20 protein-coding genes are annotated in these 18,861 nt (G+C 69.0%); 10 read left to right on the plus strand and 10 right to left on the minus strand.

The features are described 5' to 3' along the window. Nucleotides 1-3 precede the first annotated feature (3 nt). From V5F53_RS05480 to V5F53_RS05490, 3 genes are all read left to right on the plus strand, one after another. Nucleotides 4-243: a BolA family protein gene (locus V5F53_RS05480; RefSeq protein WP_393997326.1), complete on the plus strand. Its 240-nt coding sequence runs from the start codon at nt 4-6 to the stop codon at nt 241-243. 206 nt (nt 244-449) lie between these two features. After that, nucleotides 450-788, plus strand: a complete 339-nt coding sequence (gene grxD / locus V5F53_RS05485; RefSeq protein WP_393997325.1) for a Grx4 family monothiol glutaredoxin — start codon at nt 450-452, stop codon at nt 786-788. 6 nt (nt 789-794) lie between these two features. Beyond that, a complete protein-coding gene (locus V5F53_RS05490) occupies nt 795-1,124 on the plus strand; it encodes a hypothetical protein (RefSeq protein WP_393997324.1) in 330 nt (109 codons plus the stop codon). Between the two features lie 137 nt (nt 1,125-1,261). Here the strand turns inward: V5F53_RS05490 and purB are convergent, their stop codons facing one another. The 3 genes from purB to V5F53_RS05505 form a co-directional block, all read right to left on the minus strand. Beyond that, entirely contained in the window at nt 1,262-2,569 is a 1,308-nt protein-coding gene (purB, locus tag V5F53_RS05495) for an adenylosuccinate lyase (protein ID WP_393997323.1), read from the minus strand. 79 nt (nt 2,570-2,648) lie between these two features. Next, entirely contained in the window at nt 2,649-3,953 is a 1,305-nt protein-coding gene (locus V5F53_RS05500) for a DNA polymerase IV (protein ID WP_393997322.1), read from the minus strand. Between the two features lie 66 nt (nt 3,954-4,019). Then, a complete protein-coding gene (locus V5F53_RS05505) occupies nt 4,020-4,346 on the minus strand; it encodes a DUF3572 domain-containing protein (protein WP_393997321.1) in 327 nt (108 codons plus the stop codon). A gap of 88 nt (nt 4,347-4,434) precedes the next feature. On the opposite strand from V5F53_RS05505, the gene V5F53_RS05510 reads away from it, so the two are divergent. After that, nucleotides 4,435-4,803, plus strand: a complete 369-nt coding sequence (locus V5F53_RS05510) for a response regulator (protein WP_393997320.1) — start codon at nt 4,435-4,437, stop codon at nt 4,801-4,803. 1,380 nt (nt 4,804-6,183) lie between these two features. On the opposite strand, the gene rpmG is transcribed toward V5F53_RS05510, so the two are convergent. The 7 genes from rpmG to groES all read right to left on the minus strand — a co-directional run bounded on the left by rpmG (nt 6,184) and on the right by groES (nt 13,850). Beyond that, complete coding sequence (rpmG, locus tag V5F53_RS05515; protein ID WP_393997319.1) at nt 6,184-6,351, minus strand: 50S ribosomal protein L33; 168 nt, start codon at nt 6,349-6,351, stop codon at nt 6,184-6,186. 132 nt (nt 6,352-6,483) lie between these two features. Further along, nucleotides 6,484-7,671, minus strand: coding sequence for an MFS transporter (locus tag V5F53_RS05520; RefSeq protein WP_393997318.1), 1,188 nt, complete (start codon nt 7,669-7,671; stop codon nt 6,484-6,486). 16 nt (nt 7,672-7,687) lie between these two features. After that, a complete protein-coding gene (locus V5F53_RS05525; RefSeq protein WP_393997317.1) occupies nt 7,688-8,422 on the minus strand; it encodes an NUDIX hydrolase in 735 nt (244 codons plus the stop codon). Beyond that, on the minus strand, nt 8,419-8,940 hold the full coding sequence (locus tag V5F53_RS05530; RefSeq protein ID WP_393997316.1) for a DUF983 domain-containing protein: 522 nt from the start codon (nt 8,938-8,940) through the stop codon (nt 8,419-8,421). Before V5F53_RS05530 ends, V5F53_RS05525 begins: the two co-directional genes overlap by 4 nt. 24 nt (nt 8,941-8,964) lie before the next feature. Next, the gene (rnr, locus tag V5F53_RS05535) at nt 8,965-11,241 is read right to left on the minus strand and encodes a ribonuclease R (protein WP_393997372.1); all 2,277 of its coding nucleotides are present in this window, start codon (nt 11,239-11,241) and stop codon (nt 8,965-8,967) included. Between the two features lie 569 nt (nt 11,242-11,810). Further along, nucleotides 11,811-13,442, minus strand: a complete 1,632-nt coding sequence (gene groL, locus V5F53_RS05540; RefSeq protein ID WP_393997315.1) for a chaperonin GroEL — start codon at nt 13,440-13,442, stop codon at nt 11,811-11,813. 93 nt (nt 13,443-13,535) lie between these two features. Continuing rightward, on the minus strand, nt 13,536-13,850 hold the full coding sequence (gene groES / locus V5F53_RS05545; RefSeq protein WP_393997314.1) for a co-chaperone GroES: 315 nt from the start codon (nt 13,848-13,850) through the stop codon (nt 13,536-13,538). A gap of 417 nt (nt 13,851-14,267) precedes the next feature. Here groES and V5F53_RS05550 point away from each other — a divergent pair, with 417 nt between their 5' ends. The 6 genes from V5F53_RS05550 to tgt all read left to right on the plus strand — a co-directional run bounded on the left by V5F53_RS05550 (nt 14,268) and on the right by tgt (nt 18,851). Continuing rightward, nucleotides 14,268-14,573 (plus strand): usg protein, encoded by a 306-nt coding sequence (locus V5F53_RS05550; RefSeq protein WP_393997313.1) that lies wholly within the window; start codon nt 14,268-14,270, stop codon nt 14,571-14,573. A 114-nt stretch (nt 14,574-14,687) separates the two neighbouring features. Continuing rightward, entirely contained in the window at nt 14,688-15,269 is a 582-nt protein-coding gene (locus tag V5F53_RS05555) for a DJ-1/PfpI family protein (RefSeq protein WP_393997312.1), read from the plus strand. A 134-nt stretch (nt 15,270-15,403) separates the two neighbouring features. After that, a complete protein-coding gene (locus V5F53_RS05560) occupies nt 15,404-15,769 on the plus strand; it encodes a ribbon-helix-helix domain-containing protein (RefSeq protein WP_393997311.1) in 366 nt (121 codons plus the stop codon). A gap of 112 nt (nt 15,770-15,881) precedes the next feature. Then, the gene (locus tag V5F53_RS05565; protein ID WP_393997310.1) at nt 15,882-16,484 is read left to right on the plus strand and encodes an exopolysaccharide biosynthesis protein; all 603 of its coding nucleotides are present in this window, start codon (nt 15,882-15,884) and stop codon (nt 16,482-16,484) included. 106 nt (nt 16,485-16,590) lie between these two features. Then, nucleotides 16,591-17,691 carry a tRNA preQ1(34) S-adenosylmethionine ribosyltransferase-isomerase QueA gene (gene queA / locus V5F53_RS05570; RefSeq protein ID WP_393997309.1) on the plus strand — a complete coding sequence of 367 codons (1,101 nt, stop codon included), beginning with the start codon at nt 16,591-16,593 and terminating at the stop codon, nt 17,689-17,691. Continuing rightward, nucleotides 17,688-18,851, plus strand: a complete 1,164-nt coding sequence (tgt, locus tag V5F53_RS05575; protein WP_393997308.1) for a tRNA guanosine(34) transglycosylase Tgt — start codon at nt 17,688-17,690, stop codon at nt 18,849-18,851. The genes queA and tgt overlap by 4 nt, the downstream gene beginning before the upstream one ends. Nucleotides 18,852-18,861: the final 10 nt, after the last annotated feature.

The following is an 18,861-nucleotide window of genomic DNA, read 5'->3' on the forward strand; positions in this document are numbered from 1 at the left end:
GCCATGCCAATGCAGGCCAGTGAGATCGAAGCCCTCATCAAGTCCGCCTTGCCCGATGCCTCAGTGGTGATCGAGGACCTGGCGGGCGACGGCGACCATTATGCCGCGCGCATCGTCTCCGAGGCGTTCCGCGGCAAGAGCCGGCTGCAGCAGCACCAGATGGTCTATGCCGCGCTGCAGGGCAACATGGGCGGGGTGTTGCACGCCCTGGCCCTGCATACGGCGGTTCCTGAGCGGGCCTGACCGGGGCCAGAGACAGGAGCGCTGTGCGGTGCATGCAACCGCGCGGTGCCGCCGGCCTGTTGTGCCGGCACAGCTTTTCCCCTCTCCCGGGGGTGCGGCGCCATCCCCAGGGCTGTTGCCGCGGCGGGTCTTGCGCTTTGCCCGGTCAGGGTCGATCTTTAGGCGACAGGGCCGGCGTTTCGGCCCACCAGCTTGGAACGGATCTCATGGGCATTCGCGAAGACATCGAAGGCATCGTCAAGTCCAGCGACGTGGTCCTCTTCATGAAGGGCTCGCCGCAGTTCCCCCAGTGCGGCTTTTCCGGTCAGGTGGTGCAGATTCTCGACCACGTGGGCGTGCCGTTCAAGGGCGTGAACGTGCTGGAGAGCGACGCCATCCGCCAGGGCATCAAGGATTACGCCAACTGGCCGACCATTCCCCAGCTCTACATAAAGGGCGAGTTCATCGGCGGCTGCGATATCGTCCGCGAGATGTTCCAGTCGGGTGAGCTGGTGCCCTTCCTGGAAGAAAAGGGTGTCGCCATCCGCGACAAGGCCATCGGCTGACCGCGCGTGGCGCAGGACAAGGGTGAGGCACCCGGGTCGCGGCCGGCGCAAGGTCCGGCCTGGACGCTGAAGGCGGTGATCGGCCTGGGGCTGATCGCCGATGCCGTTTTGGTGATCGTGCTGCTGGCCATCTCGGGCTTCGTCTTCGGCGGTCCGGAAGGGGCGAACGGCGCGCTGGCCGCCGTCACCGGATGGGGGATGACCCTGGCGGTCTGCATCCTGTCGCCGCTGCTCGCGCTGCCCATGTGGCGGCGGGGCCGTCGCGATCTGGCGGTGGCCATGGTCTGGCTGCCGGTGATCGCACTCATGGTGGGCATTCTGATCGGCTCACTCTGACGGCGTGAGAAGCAAAAAGAAAAGGCCCGCCTTTAGGCGGGCCTTTTCTTTTGCGTGATTGAGGCCGATGGCGTTGAAGGCCTGCGCGGTGTTGGGCAAGCTTGCGCGGCCCCGGTCAGAAACCGGGGCCGATGATTTCAGGCGTGGCCGAACACCCGCTTGAAGATGGTATCCACATTCTTCAGGTGGTAGCCGAGATCGAACTTCTCGTTGATATCGTCTTCGGAGAGGTATTTGCGCACATCCGCATCGGCGAGCAGGAAGGTGCGGAAGTCGCCCTCGCCGCGCCAGACCCTCATGGCGTTGCGCTGCACCAGGCGATAGCTGTCCTCGCGGCTGGCGCCCTTCTGGGTCAGCGCCAGGAGAACGCGCTGGGAGTGGATGAGACCGCCCAGCTTGTCCATGTTCTTCTGCATGTTGTCGGTGTGGACCACCAGCTTGTCCATGACGCCGGTGAGGCGCGCCAGGGCGAAGTCCAGGGTCACTGTGGCGTCCGGGCCGATCATGCGCTCGACGGAGGAATGGGAGATGTCGCGCTCGTGCCACAGGGCAACATTCTCCAGCGCCGGCGTCACATAGGCGCGCACCATGCGGGCCAGGCCGGTGAGGTTCTCGGTGAGCACCGGGTTGCGCTTGTGCGGCATGGCGGAGGAACCCTTCTGGGCCTCCGAGAAATACTCCTCCGCTTCCAGCACTTCGGTACGCTGGAGGTGGCGCACCTCGGTAGCGAGCCGCTCCACGGAAGAGGCCACCACGCCCAAGGTGGCGAAGAACATGGCGTGGCGGTCGCGCGGGATGACCTGGGTGGAGACCGGCTCCACCGCGAGCCCGAGCTTTGCCGCCACATGTTCTTCAACCCGCGGGTCGATATGGGCGAAGGTGCCGACCGCGCCGGAGATGGCGCAGGTGGCGATCTCGGCGCGAGCGGCCACCAGCCGGGCGCGGTTGCGCTGGAACTCGGCGCTGGCGATGGCGAGCTTCACGCCGAAAGTGGTGGGCTCGGCATGGATGCCGTGGGAGCGGCCCACCGTGGGGGTGAGCTTGAACTCAAAGGCGCGGCGTTCCAGCACCTTCAGCAGGGCATCCACGTCGGCGATGAGCAGGTCGGCGGCGCGCACGAGCTGCACCGACAAGCAGGTGTCCAGCACGTCCGACGAGGTCATGCCCTGGTGGACGAAGCGGGCCTCGGGGCCGATGAATTCGGCCAGATGGGTCAGGAAGGCGATGACGTCGTGCTTCACCTCCCGCTCGATCTCGTCGATGCGGTCGATGTTGAACTCGGCCTTGCCGCCCAGCTCCCAGATCTTGGCGGCGGCCTCCTTGGGCACGATGCCAAGCTCGGCGAGAGCGTCGGCGGCATGGGCCTCGATCTCGAACCAGATGCGGAACCGGGCTTCGGGCGACCAGATGTCGGCCATCTGCGGCCGGCTATAACGGGGGATCATCGCAGCACTCGTGAAATCTCAGGCGAGGGCTGGCTCTAGCAGATCTCGGCGCGAAAGAGTAGCGCCCACGCCGGGGTGCTCACCGGCCCTTGCGTCGCTGGCGGACGTCGGAATCGAGCAACAGCCCGCGGGAGACCGCGCCGCGCCCGAACTTCGCGGCCAGGGCGTCCATGGCGCTCTCGGCCGCCTTCAGGCGCTCGGTGGTGGGGTCCACCAGGTCGGCCGGGTCGGCGGCGCTGCCGGGCTCCAGCTCGGAGACGCCGACGCCGATCAGGCGAAAGCGGGTGCCATCGGCTTCCTTCACCAGCAGGTCGTGGGCGCTGGCATAGATGCGGCCGGCAAGGCAGGTGGGGCTGTCGAGGGTGCGCGAGCGGGTGCGCAGGCGGAAGTCCGCCGTCTTCAGCTTCAGCGTCACGGCGCGGCCCGACAGGTCGGCGCGCTTGAGGCGGGTGCTGACCTCCTCGGCAAGGCCGTACAGGGTTTGTTCCAGGGGGCGCAGGGCGCCGATGTCGGTTTCAAATGTGGTCTCGGCGGATACGCTCTTGGCCTCCCGGTGCGGCTCCACGGCCCGGGTGTCGATGCCGCGCGCGAGGCGGGCGAGGCGCAGGCCCTCGGCCCCGTAGCGCCGGGCAAGGTCGGCGGCGTCGGCCCGCTGCAGGTCGGCGATGGTGTGGAAGCCGTCACGGGCGAGCCGGCCGCCGAACGCCGCGCCGACGCCCCAGATGAAGGTGACCGGGCGCGGTGCCAGGAATCCCGGCGCCTCGGCGGCGCCGAGCACGGAGAAACCACGCGGCTTGTCGAGATCGGACGCGGTCTTGGCCAGGAACTTGTTGGGCGCGAGCCCCACCGAGACGCTGATTCCCACCTGCCGCTCCACCTCCCGCGCGAACCGCGCCAGGGTGCGGGCGGGGCTGAGGCCGTGCAGCGCCTGGGTGCCGGCGAGGTCGAGGAAGGCCTCGTCGATGGAGAGCGGCTCCACCAGCGGCGTGAGCGCCTGCATCAGGGCGCGAACCTGGCGTCCGGCGATGCGGTACTTCTCCATGTTCGGGGGCAGCACCACGGCGTCGGGGCACAGGGCCTTCGCCTTGAACATGGGCATGGCCGAGCGCACGCCGGCGATGCGGGCGATGTAGCAGGCGGTGGAGACCACGCCGCGCTTGCCACCGCCGATGATGAGCGGCACGTCGGCCAGCGCCGGATTGTCCCGCTTCTCCACCGCGGCGAAGAAGGCGTCGCAATCCACATGGGCGACGGCGAGGGTGTCGATCTCGTCGTGGCGCGCAAGCCGGGGACTGCCGCAGGCAACGCAGCGCCCGCCGGCGCCCGCATCGGCGAGGCAGTCGCGACAGAAGCCCGGGGGCAGTCCTTGGGGCAGGGGAGCCATGGCGCAAGTCTGCCGCGCCCGCCGGCCACGCGCAACTGGCCCCGGGCCGCCGTCACCCGTTGCGGGCTACATGGGCGGGCGGGCCGGGGCGTCGGGGTCCTCCACCGGGGCGAGGATGGCATAGGCGCTCACCACATGACGGGGCTCGAGCTTCTGCGCCTCGGCGAAGGCGATCAGCAGCGGCTCGTCCGACATCACGTAGGCGAGCACGCCCGCGCCGAAATCGGGCTTGCCCGCCGCCTCGCGCAGGGTGGCGGGCGAAAGGCCGGTTTCCGAGAGGAAGCGCACCAGCCGTTCGCCATCCGCGGCGATGAAGGAGAGAGCGGCCACCGCGACGTCCTGGGCGGCGGCGCGCTGGGCTTGCAGGCCTTTGGGTTTGTCTTGAATTGGCATTTGCGCTTCCGCAACGATTGGGCTCTAGCTGTTCCCATTCCAGCACGTTCGCGATGGGCTGCGAAGCGTGAAGCGGGGATGGCGTCCGATGTCGAAGACGGTGATGATCGTGGAAGACAATGAGCTTAACATGAAGCTCTTCCATGATCTGCTGGAAGCTCATGGCTACCGCACGGTCGAGACGCGCACCGGCGTGGAGGCGGTGGACCTTGCCCGCGCCCACCGGCCCGACCTTATCATCATGGACATTCAGCTGCCGGAGATCTCAGGGCTCGACGTGACGCGGAAGCTGAAGGCCGACCGGGACCTGCGCGCGATTCCCGTGGTGGCGGTGACCGCCTTCGCCATGAAGGGCGACGAGGAGCGAATCCGTGCCGGCGGCTGCGAGGCCTATCTCTCCAAGCCGATCTCGGTGGCGAAATTCCTGGAAACCGTTCGCCATTTCACCGGGGGTTGAATCTTCGCCCGCGCTCGCCGAGTCGACTCCAGTTCTTTCCCTTTTGTTGTCCTTGCGCTAGACTTTGGGCGACTTAGAAGTGTAAGGCTACCGCTAGAGGCGCACCGAATCTGCGACTCGGCATCAGTGGCGCAAATGCGACTCGGATAAGTCGAGCCGTCGAATTCGAGACAACCCTACGGAGTGCTCAGGTCCGCCGCATCTCCTGGGTCCGTGGGGTTTGGCCGGTGGGCGAGCGCTGACGGGAGGCCTCCCCGCGCGTTCCCCACCGGCCACCTCTGTCCCGCGAAAAATTGCGACTCGCGAAAAACTGTGGCTCGCGCAAGACTGCTTCGCGCGACACCGTCCTGCACCCCGAGTAACTTGCAGACGGCCGGCTTTCCGCTCCACCGGGAATGCTCCGACCTATCCGTAGCATGCGCCGGACGTGTCCGGCCTCTGACGCATCTCCCGACCCGGCGCAGCAGGCATTGGCTGAAACATCGGATGCGGCTGCGCGTCCTGGGCTGCCACCGGGCGGCGCCCACCGAAGCCTTGGCGCGGCCTAATCTTTTGGCGCGGCTGGTTCCTCTTGGAGTGGCCGTCGCGTGCTGGCTTTGCCTTTTTCCTCCTTGCGTTACCCTCGCCCAGACACCCTGCGGTTCTGACTTGCGCGCGGTCCTGCTTCAGGACGAAGACGAATCCCTCTGGCGGGCGGGCGATAGAGGCGGGACATCATCCCCACCGCGCGAACGGGCAGGTCTCGCCTTTCGGTCCGCGCCTGTCATCCGCCCGCTGGCCCGCCCCGGCTGGCGGGGGCGCGGCATGGTCGCCCCGCGGCGCCCGGGGCGTGTGCTCCCGCCGGTGTCATCCGTGCGCCTTGCCACTCCTGCGCGGCGGTGCGGTGGGCGAAGCGCTGGCGGGCTGGGGGCCTGCGACGCGCCGCTCGCCCTTTCTGATTCTCTGCGCACGAACGGGCAGGGGGGCTGGGGGCCGGGCTCGCCTTTTCGACCTGCCTCTGTCGTCCGTCCGCTGGCCCATGCCCCTGTCGGAGCGTTCCGTGAGGCGTGTTGGTGCCCTCTGGCTGGCGGGGCGCGGCATGGTCGCTCCCGCTGCGCACGGGGCTCTGCTCCCGCCGGTGTCAACCGTGCGCCCGGCCTTGCCTCTTCCGCGCCGCGGTGGGCGAAGCGTTCCTGGGCCTGGGGCCTGGTCTGGGCTTCCGCTGTTGCTGCCCCCTTGCGGTTGAAGCGAAGGCCGGCGGCCGTTCCGGCGCCGGGCATCGCCCAGCCGGGCGCGCGGTTGGGCAGCCGATGGGTGGCACGCCAGCGCTGGGCCAAAAGAAAAGGGCGCCGCAGGGGCGCCCCGTCCTTCACGAAGCGATGGGCGATACGCCCATGGGCCTCACTTGATCTTGGTCTCGCGGAACTCGACGTGCTTGCGGGCGACCGGATCGTACTTCTTCAGCACGATCTTCTCGGTCTTGGTCCGGGAGTTCTTCTTGGTCACGTAGAACGAACCCGTGTCCGCGGTGGACAGGAGCTTGATCTTGATGGTTGCAGCCTTGGCCATGTCTTGATCCCTGGTGCCGCTGGTGGCGCGCAAGTTCTGGCGCGCAAGCCGAATGCCGGCGAAAAGAAACACGCACGCGCTGCCGGTCCGGCGGCTCGTATGCCTCGAAATGCCCCTAACAGCCCTTCATTGTCAAGGCCTGCGGGGTTTCAGCGCTTCGCTGCCGAAAAACAGGCGCACCGCCACCAGCACGGCATAGGCGCCGAGCATGCCGGCGATGACATAAGCGAAGCCGTACGGGTTGTAGATGTCCATGCCCTTGCCCGCCAGCGGCGGCCCGGCGATGAGCCCGAGGGAGTAGAACATCACGAACGCCGCATTGGCGGAGGCAAGGTCGGCGCCGTGGAATCGCGCGCCCAGATGCGCGAGCCCCACCGTGTAGAGCGAGCCCACCACGCCGGTGGCCAGGAACACGGCGGCGAGGAAGCCGAGGCTTTCCACCTGCAGCGCCGGCAGAATCGCCGCGCCGATGGTGCCCACCGTGGCGCAGAGGAACAGCAGCACGCGCCGGTCGATGCGATCGGACACCAGCCCCAGCGGAATCTGGAACGCCACATTGCCCAGCACCGCCACCGTCAGCAGCAAGGTGGCGTCGGCGTCGCCCAGCCCCAGGCGCACGCCATAGAGCGGCAGGAAGCTCATGACCGAGGTTTCCATGGCGCCGAACACCAGCGCCGCCAGCAGCGCCGTAGGCGACTTGCGCAGGAACGACAGGACACCGTGGTGGTCGCTGTCGTGGATGCGGGGGGTCATGCCGCGCGCCAGCAGAATCGGAATGGCGCCCAGGCACAGCACCACCGCGCCGGCGAGGTAGGGTTCCCAGCCGACGGTGCCGGTCACGCTCAGGATCACCGGCCCCAGCGCCGCCCCCACCGAGAGGGCGGTGGCGTAGATTCCCATGATGAGGCCGCGCCGGCGCGGCGGCGCCACCGCGTTGATCCAGAACTCGCTCACCGCGAACAGCACGCACAATGCTGCCCCGAAGGCGAATCGCAGCGGAAACCAGACCACGAACGACGGCACCGCCTTGAACGCCAGCAGGCTGGCCGCGCTGACCGCGATGGCCAGCGTCAGCAGCGCCCGCACCCCCAGGTGGCGCACCAGCCAGGGCACGAACGGCGCGGTCGCCACCGTGGCGATGCCCGCCACCGCCGTGTTGAGGCCGATGAGGGTACCCGAGACGCCCCGCGATTCGAGTTCCAGCGCCAGCAGCGGAATGGAGAGGCTGATGCCCACCCCGACGACGGCGATGGCGGAGATGGCAGCGGAGATCGAGGCCGCCCAGCTCATCTGGGCGGGCTGCGGCTTTGGCGCGTGCATGAAGAAGGGAGTCCGGTCAGTCGAGGAGCGTGCGCACGAAGTTTCCGTGCCGCATGGCATAGGAGGGAACGGGGAGGCGGGGATGGAAGCCGGCCTCGATGCGCGCGGCCAGCTCTTCCAGCACCACGCGGGTGACGGTGGGCAGCTCCTGCGCCTTCGTCTCCTCGAAGGTGAGCCACTTGAGATCCACCAGCTCCGATGCCTCGCCCACCTTGCCCGGCTCCTCGTCGCACACGGCTGCGGCATCGGCAACGAAGAAGCGGGTGTCGAAACGGCGGGGGCGGCGCGGCGGCGTTATGGCGCGGGCCACGAAGGTGAGCGCCTCCAGGTCGGGGAAGATGCCGCGCTGCTCGAAGGCGCGCCAGTCGTCGCAGGGGGCCGCCGGCGCGCCGAGGTCCTTGGTGCCGACCATGAGGCCGGTTTCCTCGTACATCTCGCGGATGGCGGCGGCGGCCAGCCCGCGCACCCGGCCGAGGGTGGGGCGCTGCACCGCCTGCATGAGCCGGCGCTCGCTAAAGGCCTCCACCACCCCGTGCACCGGCATCAGCTTGTCGAACGGCTCCAGCCGGCCGCCGGGGAAGACGTACATGTTGGGCATGAACTTGAGATTGGGGTGGCGGCGGCCCATGAGCACGCGCGGCGCCGGGCCGTCGCGATCCACCAGGATGAGCGTGGCCGCATCCTTGGGGCGCACGTTGGGGGAGTTCTGTCCGCGCTCGGCGGCGCTCAGTCGGCTGGCAAAGTCGGTCATGATGCAAGGGGCGTCGCGCTGGGAGGGAAGGAGGGGCGAACGGCGCCCGCCGGCGGCGGCTCGCGTTCGGGGCTGGCAGGGTCGAAGCCGTGCATGCGCAAGGCCCATTGCAGGGCGATGAGCAGGCCTTTCGCGGGCGGCAGCAGGACGAGGCTCAGCACCAGCGTCAGCGGCAGCCACAGGGCCAGATGGCTCCACAGCGGCGGGCGGAACAGCTCCTCCACCAGCACCATCGCTGGCACCACCACATGGCCTACCACCAGGATCACCGCATAGGGCGGGGCATCGTCGGCCCGGTGGTGATAGAGCTCCTCGCCGCAGCGGCCACAGAAGCTCTCGACCTTCAGGTAGCGGGAAAACAGGCGGCCGGCGCCGCAGGCGGGACACCGGCCGCGCGCGCCGCGCCGCAGCGCCGCGGGGACGGCGCGGGGCGCGGCTTCCGCCAAGGGGCGTTCCGTAAAGGGGCGCGCCAGGGTCGCTGCCGCCGGCGCGCCGGGTGTTCTGGCGCTGGATGTCATGGCGTGCTCGATATCATGGCCTGCTCATGGGCGGGTTCGCCCCTTTCCGTTCCGGCTGCCGCCGGCACGGGACGGCGCGCGGCCGGGGCCGCTCTTCGCTCCGCCGGACCGTCGCGCCGGCCCGGGCCGGCCGCGCGGACCCTTTACATAGGTGCCTTCGGAGAGAAGCTCAAACCGCAGCGCCCCGGCCACCGGGGCGGCCTCCACCAGCCGCACCTCCACCCGGTCGCCGATGCGGTGCATCTCGCCGGTGCGGTCGCCCACCAGCGCCTGCCGCACCTCGTCGAAGCGATAATAATCCGCCCCCAGGGTGCTGGCCGGGATGAAGCCGTCCGCCCCGGTCTCGTCCAGCGACAGGAACAGGCCGGCCTTGGTGGCGCCGGTGAGACGGCCCCTGAACACGGCGCCGATCTGGCTGGCCAGGTGGTGGGCGATAAGCCGGTCCACGGTCTCCCGTTCGGCCGCCATGGCCCGCCGCTCGGTGACGGAGATGGCGGCCGCCACCTCGGCGAGGCCTTCCGGCGTCACCTCCTCGGGCAGGCCGTCCTTGCCGAAGGCCATGGCGCGGATGAGCCCGCGATGCACCACCAGGTCCGCATAGCGGCGGATGGGGGAGGTGAAATGGGCGTAGCGGCGCAGATTGAGGCCGAAATGGCCGTAGTTCAGCGGCGAATATTCCGCCTGGCACTGGCTGCGCAGGATCACCTGGTTGACCAGCGGCGCCACATCCGTGTCCTTCACCAGGGCGAGGATGCGGTTGAGATGGGACGGGCGCACCGCGTCGATCTTGGGCAGGGCGATATCCAGGGTCTTCAGGAAATCCCGCAGGGCGGAGAGCTTTTCGAGCGAGGGCGTGTCGTGCACGCGGTAGATGAGCGGGGTGCGTTTCTCCTCCAGCGTCTCGGCGGCGGCGACGTTGGCGAGGATCATGAATTCCTCGATCAGCCGATGCGCGTCGAGCCGCTCCGGCACCACCACCTTGTCCACCGTGCCGTCTTCCTTCAGCACGATCCGGCGTTCCGGCAGGTCGAGATCCAGCGGCTGGCGCTGGTCGCGGGCGCTCTTCACGCAGGCATAGGCGGCATAGAGCGGCTTCAGCACGCCTTCCAGCAGCGGATCGGTGGCCGCGTCGGCGCGCCCGTCGATGGCGTCCTGGGCCTGGGCATAGGCGAGCTTGGCGGCCGAGCGCATCATGACCCGGTGAAAACTGTGGCTCTTCTTGCGCCCGTCCCGGCCGATGACCATGCGCACCGCCAGCGCCGGCCGGTCCTCCCGCGGGCGCAGCGAGCACAGGTCGTTGGAGATGCGCTCGGGCAGCATCGGCACCACCCGGTCCGGGAAATACACCGAATTGCCGCGCAGCAGCGCTTCGCGGTCGAGGGCGGTGCCGGGACGCACATAAGCGGAAACATCGGCGATGGCGACGGTGACGATGAATCCGCCATCATTGTCGCCGCTGTCGTCGGCGGCGGCATGCACGGCGTCATCGTGGTCCTTGGCGTCGGGCGGGTCGATGGTGACGAGGGGCAGCTTGCGCCAGTCCTCGCGCCCGCGCGCCGTGACCTTGGCGGCCGCTTCCGCCTCCCGCGTCACGGCCTCGGGGAACGCATGGGGAATGCCATGGGCCTGCAGGGCGATGAGGCTCACCGCCTTCTCGGAGGCGACGGAGCCGAGCCGCTCCTTCACCCGCGCGCTGGGCAGGCCGAACACGCGCTGGCGCAGCAGCTCCACCGAAACCAGGTCGCCGTCTTTCGCCTCCTGCTCGGCGCCGGGGGGCACTTGCAGCTCGCGGCCCAGCGCCTTCTTGTCGATGGGCACGATCCGGCCGCCGCCGCTCGGCAGGGCATGGAACACGCCGAGCGTCTGCTTGCGCGCCTTCTCCAGCACCTTGATGACGCGGCCCGCATAGCCCTCGCCGGCGCCCTCCACGATGCGCAGCAGCACCCGATCGGACAGGCCCGGGGCGGGGCCGGCGTCGCGGCCGGGGCGGCGCTGGGCCTGGATGACGATGCGCGGGGCCTCGCCATGGGCCTCGGTGTCCCATTCCACCGGCTGGGCCACCAGCTCCCCGTCGGCGTCGCGGCTGACGATGTCGGCCAGCACCACGCCGGGCAGGGCGCCGGGCACGTGCAGCTTGCGGCTGCGCCGCTCCACCGTTCCATGGTCGGCGAGGTCGCGCAGCAGGGCTTTGAGCTCCACCTTCTGGGCGGCGGACAGGCCGAAGGCGCGGGCGATCTCGCGCTTGCCGACGATGCCGCTCTGGCTGGCGATGAAGGCCAGCACCTGTTCGCGGGTGGGCATCTGGCCGGTGGCGTGGGCTGCCACCACCAGCGCCTCGGCGCGCGTGCGCTCAGCCGCCACGCGCTTGCGGCTGGCGCGGGTCTTGGTGGGGCGGGACGGCGACTTGGTGGGACGTTTGGGCAAGGCAACCTGCTTTTGTGCGGATGCCTGACGCTATCTGGAACAGGCGCCCGCGGCTAGCGGCTTTGGCGCGGGCGGAGGGCCCCGGTGTCCGCGCCGCCGCGAAGATGGGACGGCACGAGGTGGGACGCCGCCCCTGAAAAGGAGACGGCCGGGCACGAGGCCCGGCCGTCCGATTCGCTCTTCCATGCCGCCCGCATCGATCGGCTGTCGCCGGTCGAGCTTTGGCGCTTTTCGCCGGGCGGCGCCGAAGGTCGGGTGGACCTCAGAAGTCCATGCCGCCGCCCGTGGCGACCGGCTGTTGCCGGTCGCACTCTTGCGACTTTACGCCGGGCGGCGCCGAAGGTCGGGTGGACCTCAGAAGTCCATGCCGCCGCCCGTGGCGACCGGCTATTGCCGGTCGCCCTCTTGCGACTTTACGCCGGGCGGCGCCGAAGGTCGGGTGGACCTCAGAAGTCCATGCCGCCGCCCGGCATGGCCGGGGCCGCGGGGGCGTTCTTCTTCGGCAGCTCGGCGATGAGCGCCTCGGTGGTGATCAGCAGGCCAGCGATGGAGGCGGCATCCTGGAGCGCGGTGCGCACGACCTTGGTGGGGTCGATGATGCCGGACTTCACCAGGTCCACGTATTCGCCGGTCTGGGCGTTGTAGCCGAAGGCGTAGTCGGAGGACTCGAGGATCTTGCCCACCACCACCGAGCCGTCGTCGCCGGCATTCTGCACGATCTGGCGCGCCGGAGCCTGGATGGCGCGGCGGACGATCTCGATGCCGGTCTTCTGGTCGGCATTGTCGACGGTGAGACCTTCGAGCGCCTTGATGGCGCGCAGCAGGGCCACGCCGCCGCCGGGAACGATGCCTTCTTCCACCGCAGCGCGGGTGGCATGCAGGGCGTCGTCCACGCGGTCCTTCTTCTCCTTCACTTCCACTTCCGTGGAACCGCCCACGCGCACCACGGCGACGCCGCCGGCGAGCTTGGCCAGGCGCTCCTGCGCCTTTTCGCGGTCGTAGTCGGAGGTGGTGGTCTCGATCTGGGCGCGGATCTGGGCGACGCGCGCCTCGATGTCGGCCTTCTCGCCGGCGCCGTCGACGATGGTGGTGTTCTCCTTCTCGATCACCACCTTCTTGGCGCGGCCGAGGAACGAGAGGTTCACGCTGTCGAGCTTGATGCCGACTTCCTCGGAAATCACGGTGCCGCCGGTCAGGATGGCGATGTCCTGCAGCATGGCCTTGCGGCGATCACCGAAGCCGGGGGCCTTCACCGCCGCGACCTTCAGGCCGCCGCGCAGCTTGTTGACCACCAGGGTGGCCAGCGCCTCGCCTTCCACGTCCTCGGCGATGATGAGCAGCGGACGGGCCGACTGCACCACCGCCTCGAGCACCGGCAGCAGCTCCTGCAGGCCGGTCAGCTTCTTCTCGTTGATGAGGATATAGGGCTCCTCGAACTCAACGCGCATCTTCTCCGCATTGGTCACGAAGTACGGCGAGAGGTAGCCGCGGTCGAACTGCATGCCCTCGACCACGTCGAGCTCGGTCTCGAAGGACTTGGCTTCCTCGACGGTGATGACGCCCTCGTTGCCGACCTTCTTCATGGCTTCCGCCAGGAAGGCGCCGACCTCGGAATCGCCGTTGGCGGAAATGGTGCCGACCTGGGCGATTTCCTCGTTCGAGGTCACCGGCTTGGAATTGGCGGCCAGGTCCTTGATGATGGCTTCCACCGCGACGTCGATGCCGCGCTTCAGGTCCATCGGGTTGAGGCCGGCGGCAACCGCCTTGGAGCCTTCCTTGACGATGGCCTGGGCCAGCACGGTGGCGGTGGTGGTGCCGTCGCCGGCCAGGTCGTTGGTCTTGGAGGCCACCTCACGCACCAGCTGGGCGCCGAGGTTCTCGAACTTGTCCTCGAGCTCGATTTCCTTGGCGACGGAGACGCCGTCCTTGGTGATGCGGGGGGCGCCGAACGCCTTCTCGATCACCACGTTGCGGCCCTTGGGGCCGAGCGTCACCTTCACCGCGTTGGCGAGGATGTCCACGCCACGCAGCACCTTGTCGCGCGCGTCGACGGAGAATTTCACGTCCTTGGCAGCCATGTGCCGTGCTCCTTCAGCTTGGGACGAATGTTCCGGGAATGGTCAGGGGGCGGGCCCGCCGGGCGGGCCGCGGCCGGGTGTTGACTGGGCGGCTCAGGCGGCCTTCTGGGCGCCGGCGGCGCCTTCGATCACGCCGAGGATGTCGCTCTCCTTCATGATGAGGAGATCCTGGCCGTCGATCTTGACCTCGGTGCCGGACCATTTGCCGAACAGCACCACATCGCCGGCCTTCACGTCGAGGGCGACGATCTCGCCCTTCTCGTTGCGGGCGCCGGGACCCACCGCGATCACTTCACCTTGCTGGGGCTTTTCCTTGGCGGTGTCGGGAATGATGATCCCGCCAGCAGACTTCTGCTCGGCGTCGATGCGCTTCACAACAACGCGGTCGTGCAGAGGACGGAAACCCATAGGGTAAACCTCCAGTTGGTTGCCTATTTTACAGACACCGAGCACCCACGGCCCGGCTCAACGCCCATCTAGGGGGGACGGGAAGGTCCCGCAAGAGGGCCCGCGCATTTTTTGGCACTCGATTGTCGGGAGTGCTAGCACCCGGCAAAATGCTGCATTGCGAAGAGGTTGCGGCGGGGGCGCCGGCGGCCGACCGGGACGGGCCGCCACGGCACAGCCGTCAGGGGTGTGTCAGCAGTCCTGGCCAATCGCTGCTAGTTCATTGTTTTTGCACATGGAAACACAATTTTAGTCTTGGCCCCGCGACACTGTTGAGCCGACAATCGAAACGTGATCCCCCGGGCGATCCGGCCCCCTCGGCGCCGGGCCCGCCCGCGGATCACCGTTCATTCGATATTGCCCACGGAGGTCTTCATCATGGCGTCCAAGAGTGCATCCGAACTGTCGCAGAACGGCGTTTCCAACGACTTCAGATTGCAGATGGAAGGCTACGGCCTCGCCACGGCCGAAATTCTCTATCACCTGCCCGACCATCCTTCGGTGCTCCAGAGCTTCCTGTGGCAGGAGTACGATCTGTGCCCCAAGTTCCCGGAGCTCAATCGGTTCCTGGAGTTCTGGCGGCGCGAGATCGAGGGGCGGCTGCATTCGGTGCGGGTGGCCCATTGCGGCCTCATCAAGCCGGCGGAGCTGCGCACCGTGGACGGGCTGTTCGTGCTCCACTGAAAGCACGCCAGTGAGCGCGCGCCGGCGGGGTGCCACAGCGGGCTAACACCCATGGCGCGGCGCGCTCGCCTAGCATTCCTCGCGGCTCGCCAGTGAGCCGCGAGGGAGGATGCCATGGGCGCGAAGAAAATACTGATGATCGTCGGCGACTTCGGCGAGGATTACGAAATCATGGTGCCGTTCCAGGCGCTGCTGGCGGTCGGCCACCAGGTGCACGCGGTGTGTCCCGGCAAGGCGGCCGGCGACCAGGTGGCCACCGCCATCCACGACTTCATCGGCTTCCAGACCTATGTGGAGCTGAAGGGCCACAATTTCACCCTCAACGCCACCTTCGCCAACATCGCGGTGGAGAGCTACGACGCTCTGGTGGTGCCCGGCGGGCGGGCGCCGGAATATCTGCGGCTCGATCCGGCGGTGATCGCCGCCGTCCGCCACTTTTTCGAGGCCGGCAAGCCGGTTGCCGCCTTGTGCCACGGCCCGCAGCTGCTGGCGGCGGCCGGCGTGCTGAAGGGGCGAACCTGCTCAGCCTATCCGGCCTGCCAGCCCGAGGTGGAGCTGGCCGGGGGCATCTATCCCAAGATCGCGGTCGACGAGGCCATCACCGAGGGCAATCTCGTGTCGGCCCCAGCCTGGCCGGCGCATCCGGCGTTCATCGCGCAATTCCTCGTGTTGCTCGGAACGCGGATCTCCCTTTGAACGCCGGCGTGGGCTAAGGTCGCCGACGCGGCGAGAGGCGTGCGCGCTCTGCGGGGGTTGAGCGCGCACGCCGGTCGGTCGAGCCCGCCCCGGGCGTGCGCCGGGGCGTTGGAATGCGCAACAGCGAGCCCGCCATGTGCAGCCTCTTCACCTCAGCCGATCCCGACCTGTGGCAGATGCAGACCCGCTCCGTGCGGCTTGGCGGCATGAGCACCAGCGTGCGGCTGGAGGCCTTCTTCTGGACCGTGCTGGAGGAGATCGGCGCGCGGGACGGGCTCAGCGTGTCGCAACTGCTGGTCCGGCTGCAGGACGAATTGAGCGCAGCCGACCGGGCCATCGACAATTTCGCCTCGTTCCTGCGGGTGTGCTGCGGGCGCTACCTGGCCTTGCGGGCGGATGGGGCCATTGCCGGCGAAGGACCCCTGCGCGCCTATGCCGCCACCGCCTTCGAGCCCGCGCGCGGCCACGCCCGCCCGCTTGCGCCGCACGCCACGCGCTGACGCCGCCGCGCCCCACCGGCACCAATGCCCTGACACCGCCGCTTTCTCGGTGCTATTAGGGGCCACCCTGGGGACGCCGTCGGCCGGGGCAGACGCCGTGGAAGAGGCTGCATTGGACCACCGTACGCCGAGAACGTCCGAACTGCTCGCCGCCGTCCTGTCCGCCCAGGAGGGCGAGAAGGTGGCGATTGGCGATCTCATCAACGCGCTGCGCAACCGTGCCTTCGGCATCCTGTTCCTCATCTTCGGCATTCCCAACTGCATTCCCATGCCCCCCGGCGTGCCGGTGATCTGCGGCATCATTCTTGGCCTCATCGGCCTGCAGATGGCCATGGGCCGCCAGGAACTGTGGCTGCCGGAGCGGATCGCCAGGCGCACCTTCTCGCGCGCCATGCTGGAAACCATCGTTGCCCGGTCGCGGCCATACATCGAGAAGTTCGAGCGTCTCTCGCGCCCCCGCTACGAGCAGTTCGCCGGCCCCACCGCCCGCCGCATCGTGGGGGCGACCGTGGTGCTTTTGGGCTTCACCCTGCTGCTGCCGATTCCCTTCCTGGGCAACCTGCCGCCCGGCTTCGCCGTGTGCGTGTTCGGCCTCGGCCTGGTGGAGCGGGACGGGCTGGTGATCCTGGCCGGTTTCGGCGCCACCTTGGTGGGCCTGCTCATCACCGGCCTCATGAGCTGGGCCATCTGGCAGGGCGCGGTCGCCATCTTCTGACGGCGGCGCGCCCTCCGCCGCGCCGCGGGCCGACTTGCGTTCCCGCGCGGGCGCTGTAGGAACGCGGCTCCTCCCCATTTAGAAGCCCTCCTTCCAAAGCTTTGCGATGCGTGTCGACGCCTTCGATTTTGACCTGCCGCCCGACCGGATCGCCCTGCGCCCGGCGGAACCGCGCGAAGCCGCGCGGCTGCTGGTGGTGCGCCCCGGCGGCCTGCCGGAGCTGGAGGATGCCCGCATCGGCGACCTTCCCGGCCTGCTCGCTCCCGGCGACGCGCTGGTGGTGAACGACACCCGGGTCATCCCCGCCGCCCTGGAGGGCACGCGGACGCGCGAGGGCGCCGGCACGGTTCATGTGGAAGCAACGCTGGTGAAGCGCCGGGACGGTCACCGCTGGACCGCCTTCGCCAAGCCCGCCAAGCGCCTGAAGGCCGGGGACGTCATCCGCTTCGGCCAGGCCGGCAACGCCTGCCTGCTCGGCACCCTGGACGCGCGGGTGGAGGCGCGGCGGGACGGCGAGGTGGATCTCGCCTTCGAGCTGTCCGGACCGGCCCTCGACGCGGCCCTGGCGGAGGTGGGGCACATGCCGATTCCCCCCTACATTGCCGCCCGCCGGGCCGAGGATGCGCGCGACCGGACCGACTACCAGACCCTGTTCGCCCGGGTCGACGGCTCGGTGGCGGCCCCCACCGCCAGCCTGCATTTCACGCCGGAGCTGATGGCGGCGGTGCGGGCCCGCGGGGTCGATGTGGTGACGGTCACGCTGCACGTGGGCCCCGGCACCTTCCTGCCGGTGAAGGCGGACGACACCAGCGGCCATCGCATGCATGCCGAATGGGGCGAGGTTTCGCCGGAGGCGGCGGCCAGCCTCAATCGGGCCAGGGCAGGGGGCGGGCGCATCGTCACCGTGGGCTCCACGTCCACCCGGCTGATCGAGAGCGCCTGCGCCGAAGATGGCGCCATCCGCCCGTTCGTGGGCGAGACCGACATCTTCATCACGCCCGGATACCGCTTCCGCGCCGTGGACGCGATGATGACGAATTTCCACCTGCCGCGTTCCACGCTGGTGATGCTGGTGGCGGCCCTGGTGGGCCATGAGACGCAGAAGCGCGCTTATGCCCACGCCATCGCCGAGGGCTATCGCTTCTATTCTTACGGGGATGCCTGCCTGCTGCTGCCGCAGGCATCGCCCACGCGAGTTCCGGAATGACCCTGCCGCTTCCCGACACCTTTTCCTTCACGCTGGCCGCCACCGACGGGGCGGCGCGCACCGGCGCCATTTTCACCCCGCGCGGGATCATCCGCACTCCGGCCTTCATGCCGGTGGGCACGGTGGCCACGGTGAAGGGCCTCTACTTCGACCAGGTGAAGCAGGCGGGCGCCGACATCGTGCTCGCCAACACCTATCATATGATGCTGCGGCCGGGCGCCGAGCGGGTGGCCAAGCTCGGTGGGCTGCACCGCTTCATGGGCTGGGACGGGCCCATTCTCACCGATTCCGGCGGTTTCCAGGTCATGTCGCTGTCGTCGCTGCGCAAGATGAGCGAGGCCGGCGTCACCTTCCGCTCCCATGTGGACGGCGCCGCCCATGAGCTGACGCCCGAGCGGGCGGTGGAGATCCAGGGCCTGCTCGGCTCCGACATCCAGATGCAGCTCGACGAGTGCGTGCGCCTGCCGTGCACGGACGAGGACGCGGCCCGCGCCATGCGCCTGTCGCTGCGCTGGGCCGAGCGCTCCAAGCGCGCGTTCGAGGCGCAGCCGGCGGACTTCACCGCTGGCCGGGCGCTGTTCGGCATCGTGCAGGGCGGGGCGGTGCCGGAGCTGCGGGTGGAATCGGCGCGCGCCCTGGCCGACATGGACTTCAAGGGCTATTCCATCGGCGGCCTCGCGGTGGGCGAGCCGCAGGAGGTCATGCTGGCCATGATCGAGACGGTGGAACCGCACCTGCCCCTCACCAAGCCGCGCTACCTGATGGGGGTGGGCACCCCCGACGACCTGCTGCAGGCGGTGGCGCGCGGCATCGACATGTTCGATTGCGTGATGCCCACCCGCTCCGGCCGCCACGCGCTGGCCTTCACCCGCTTCGGCCGCATCAACCTGAAGAACGCCCGCCACGCCGAGGACCCGCGCCCGCTGGACGAGACCAGCGACTGCCCGGCCCTGCGCGACTATTCCCGCGCCTACCTGCACCACCTGGTGCGGTGCGAGGAGATGCTGGGGGCGATGCTGATCTCCTGGGCCAACATCCATTATTACCAGCAGCTCATGGCCGGCGCCCGCGCCGCCATCGCCGCCGGCGGTTATGCCGATTACGTGGCCGGGGTGAAGGACGGCTGGGCCCGCGGCGATCTTCCCGTGTGGGAGGGATAGGGCGCCCCGC

The organism is Xanthobacter cornucopiae (genome assembly GCF_043195065.2).
In the GTDB taxonomy this organism is placed as follows: domain Bacteria; phylum Pseudomonadota; class Alphaproteobacteria; order Rhizobiales; family Xanthobacteraceae; genus Xanthobacter.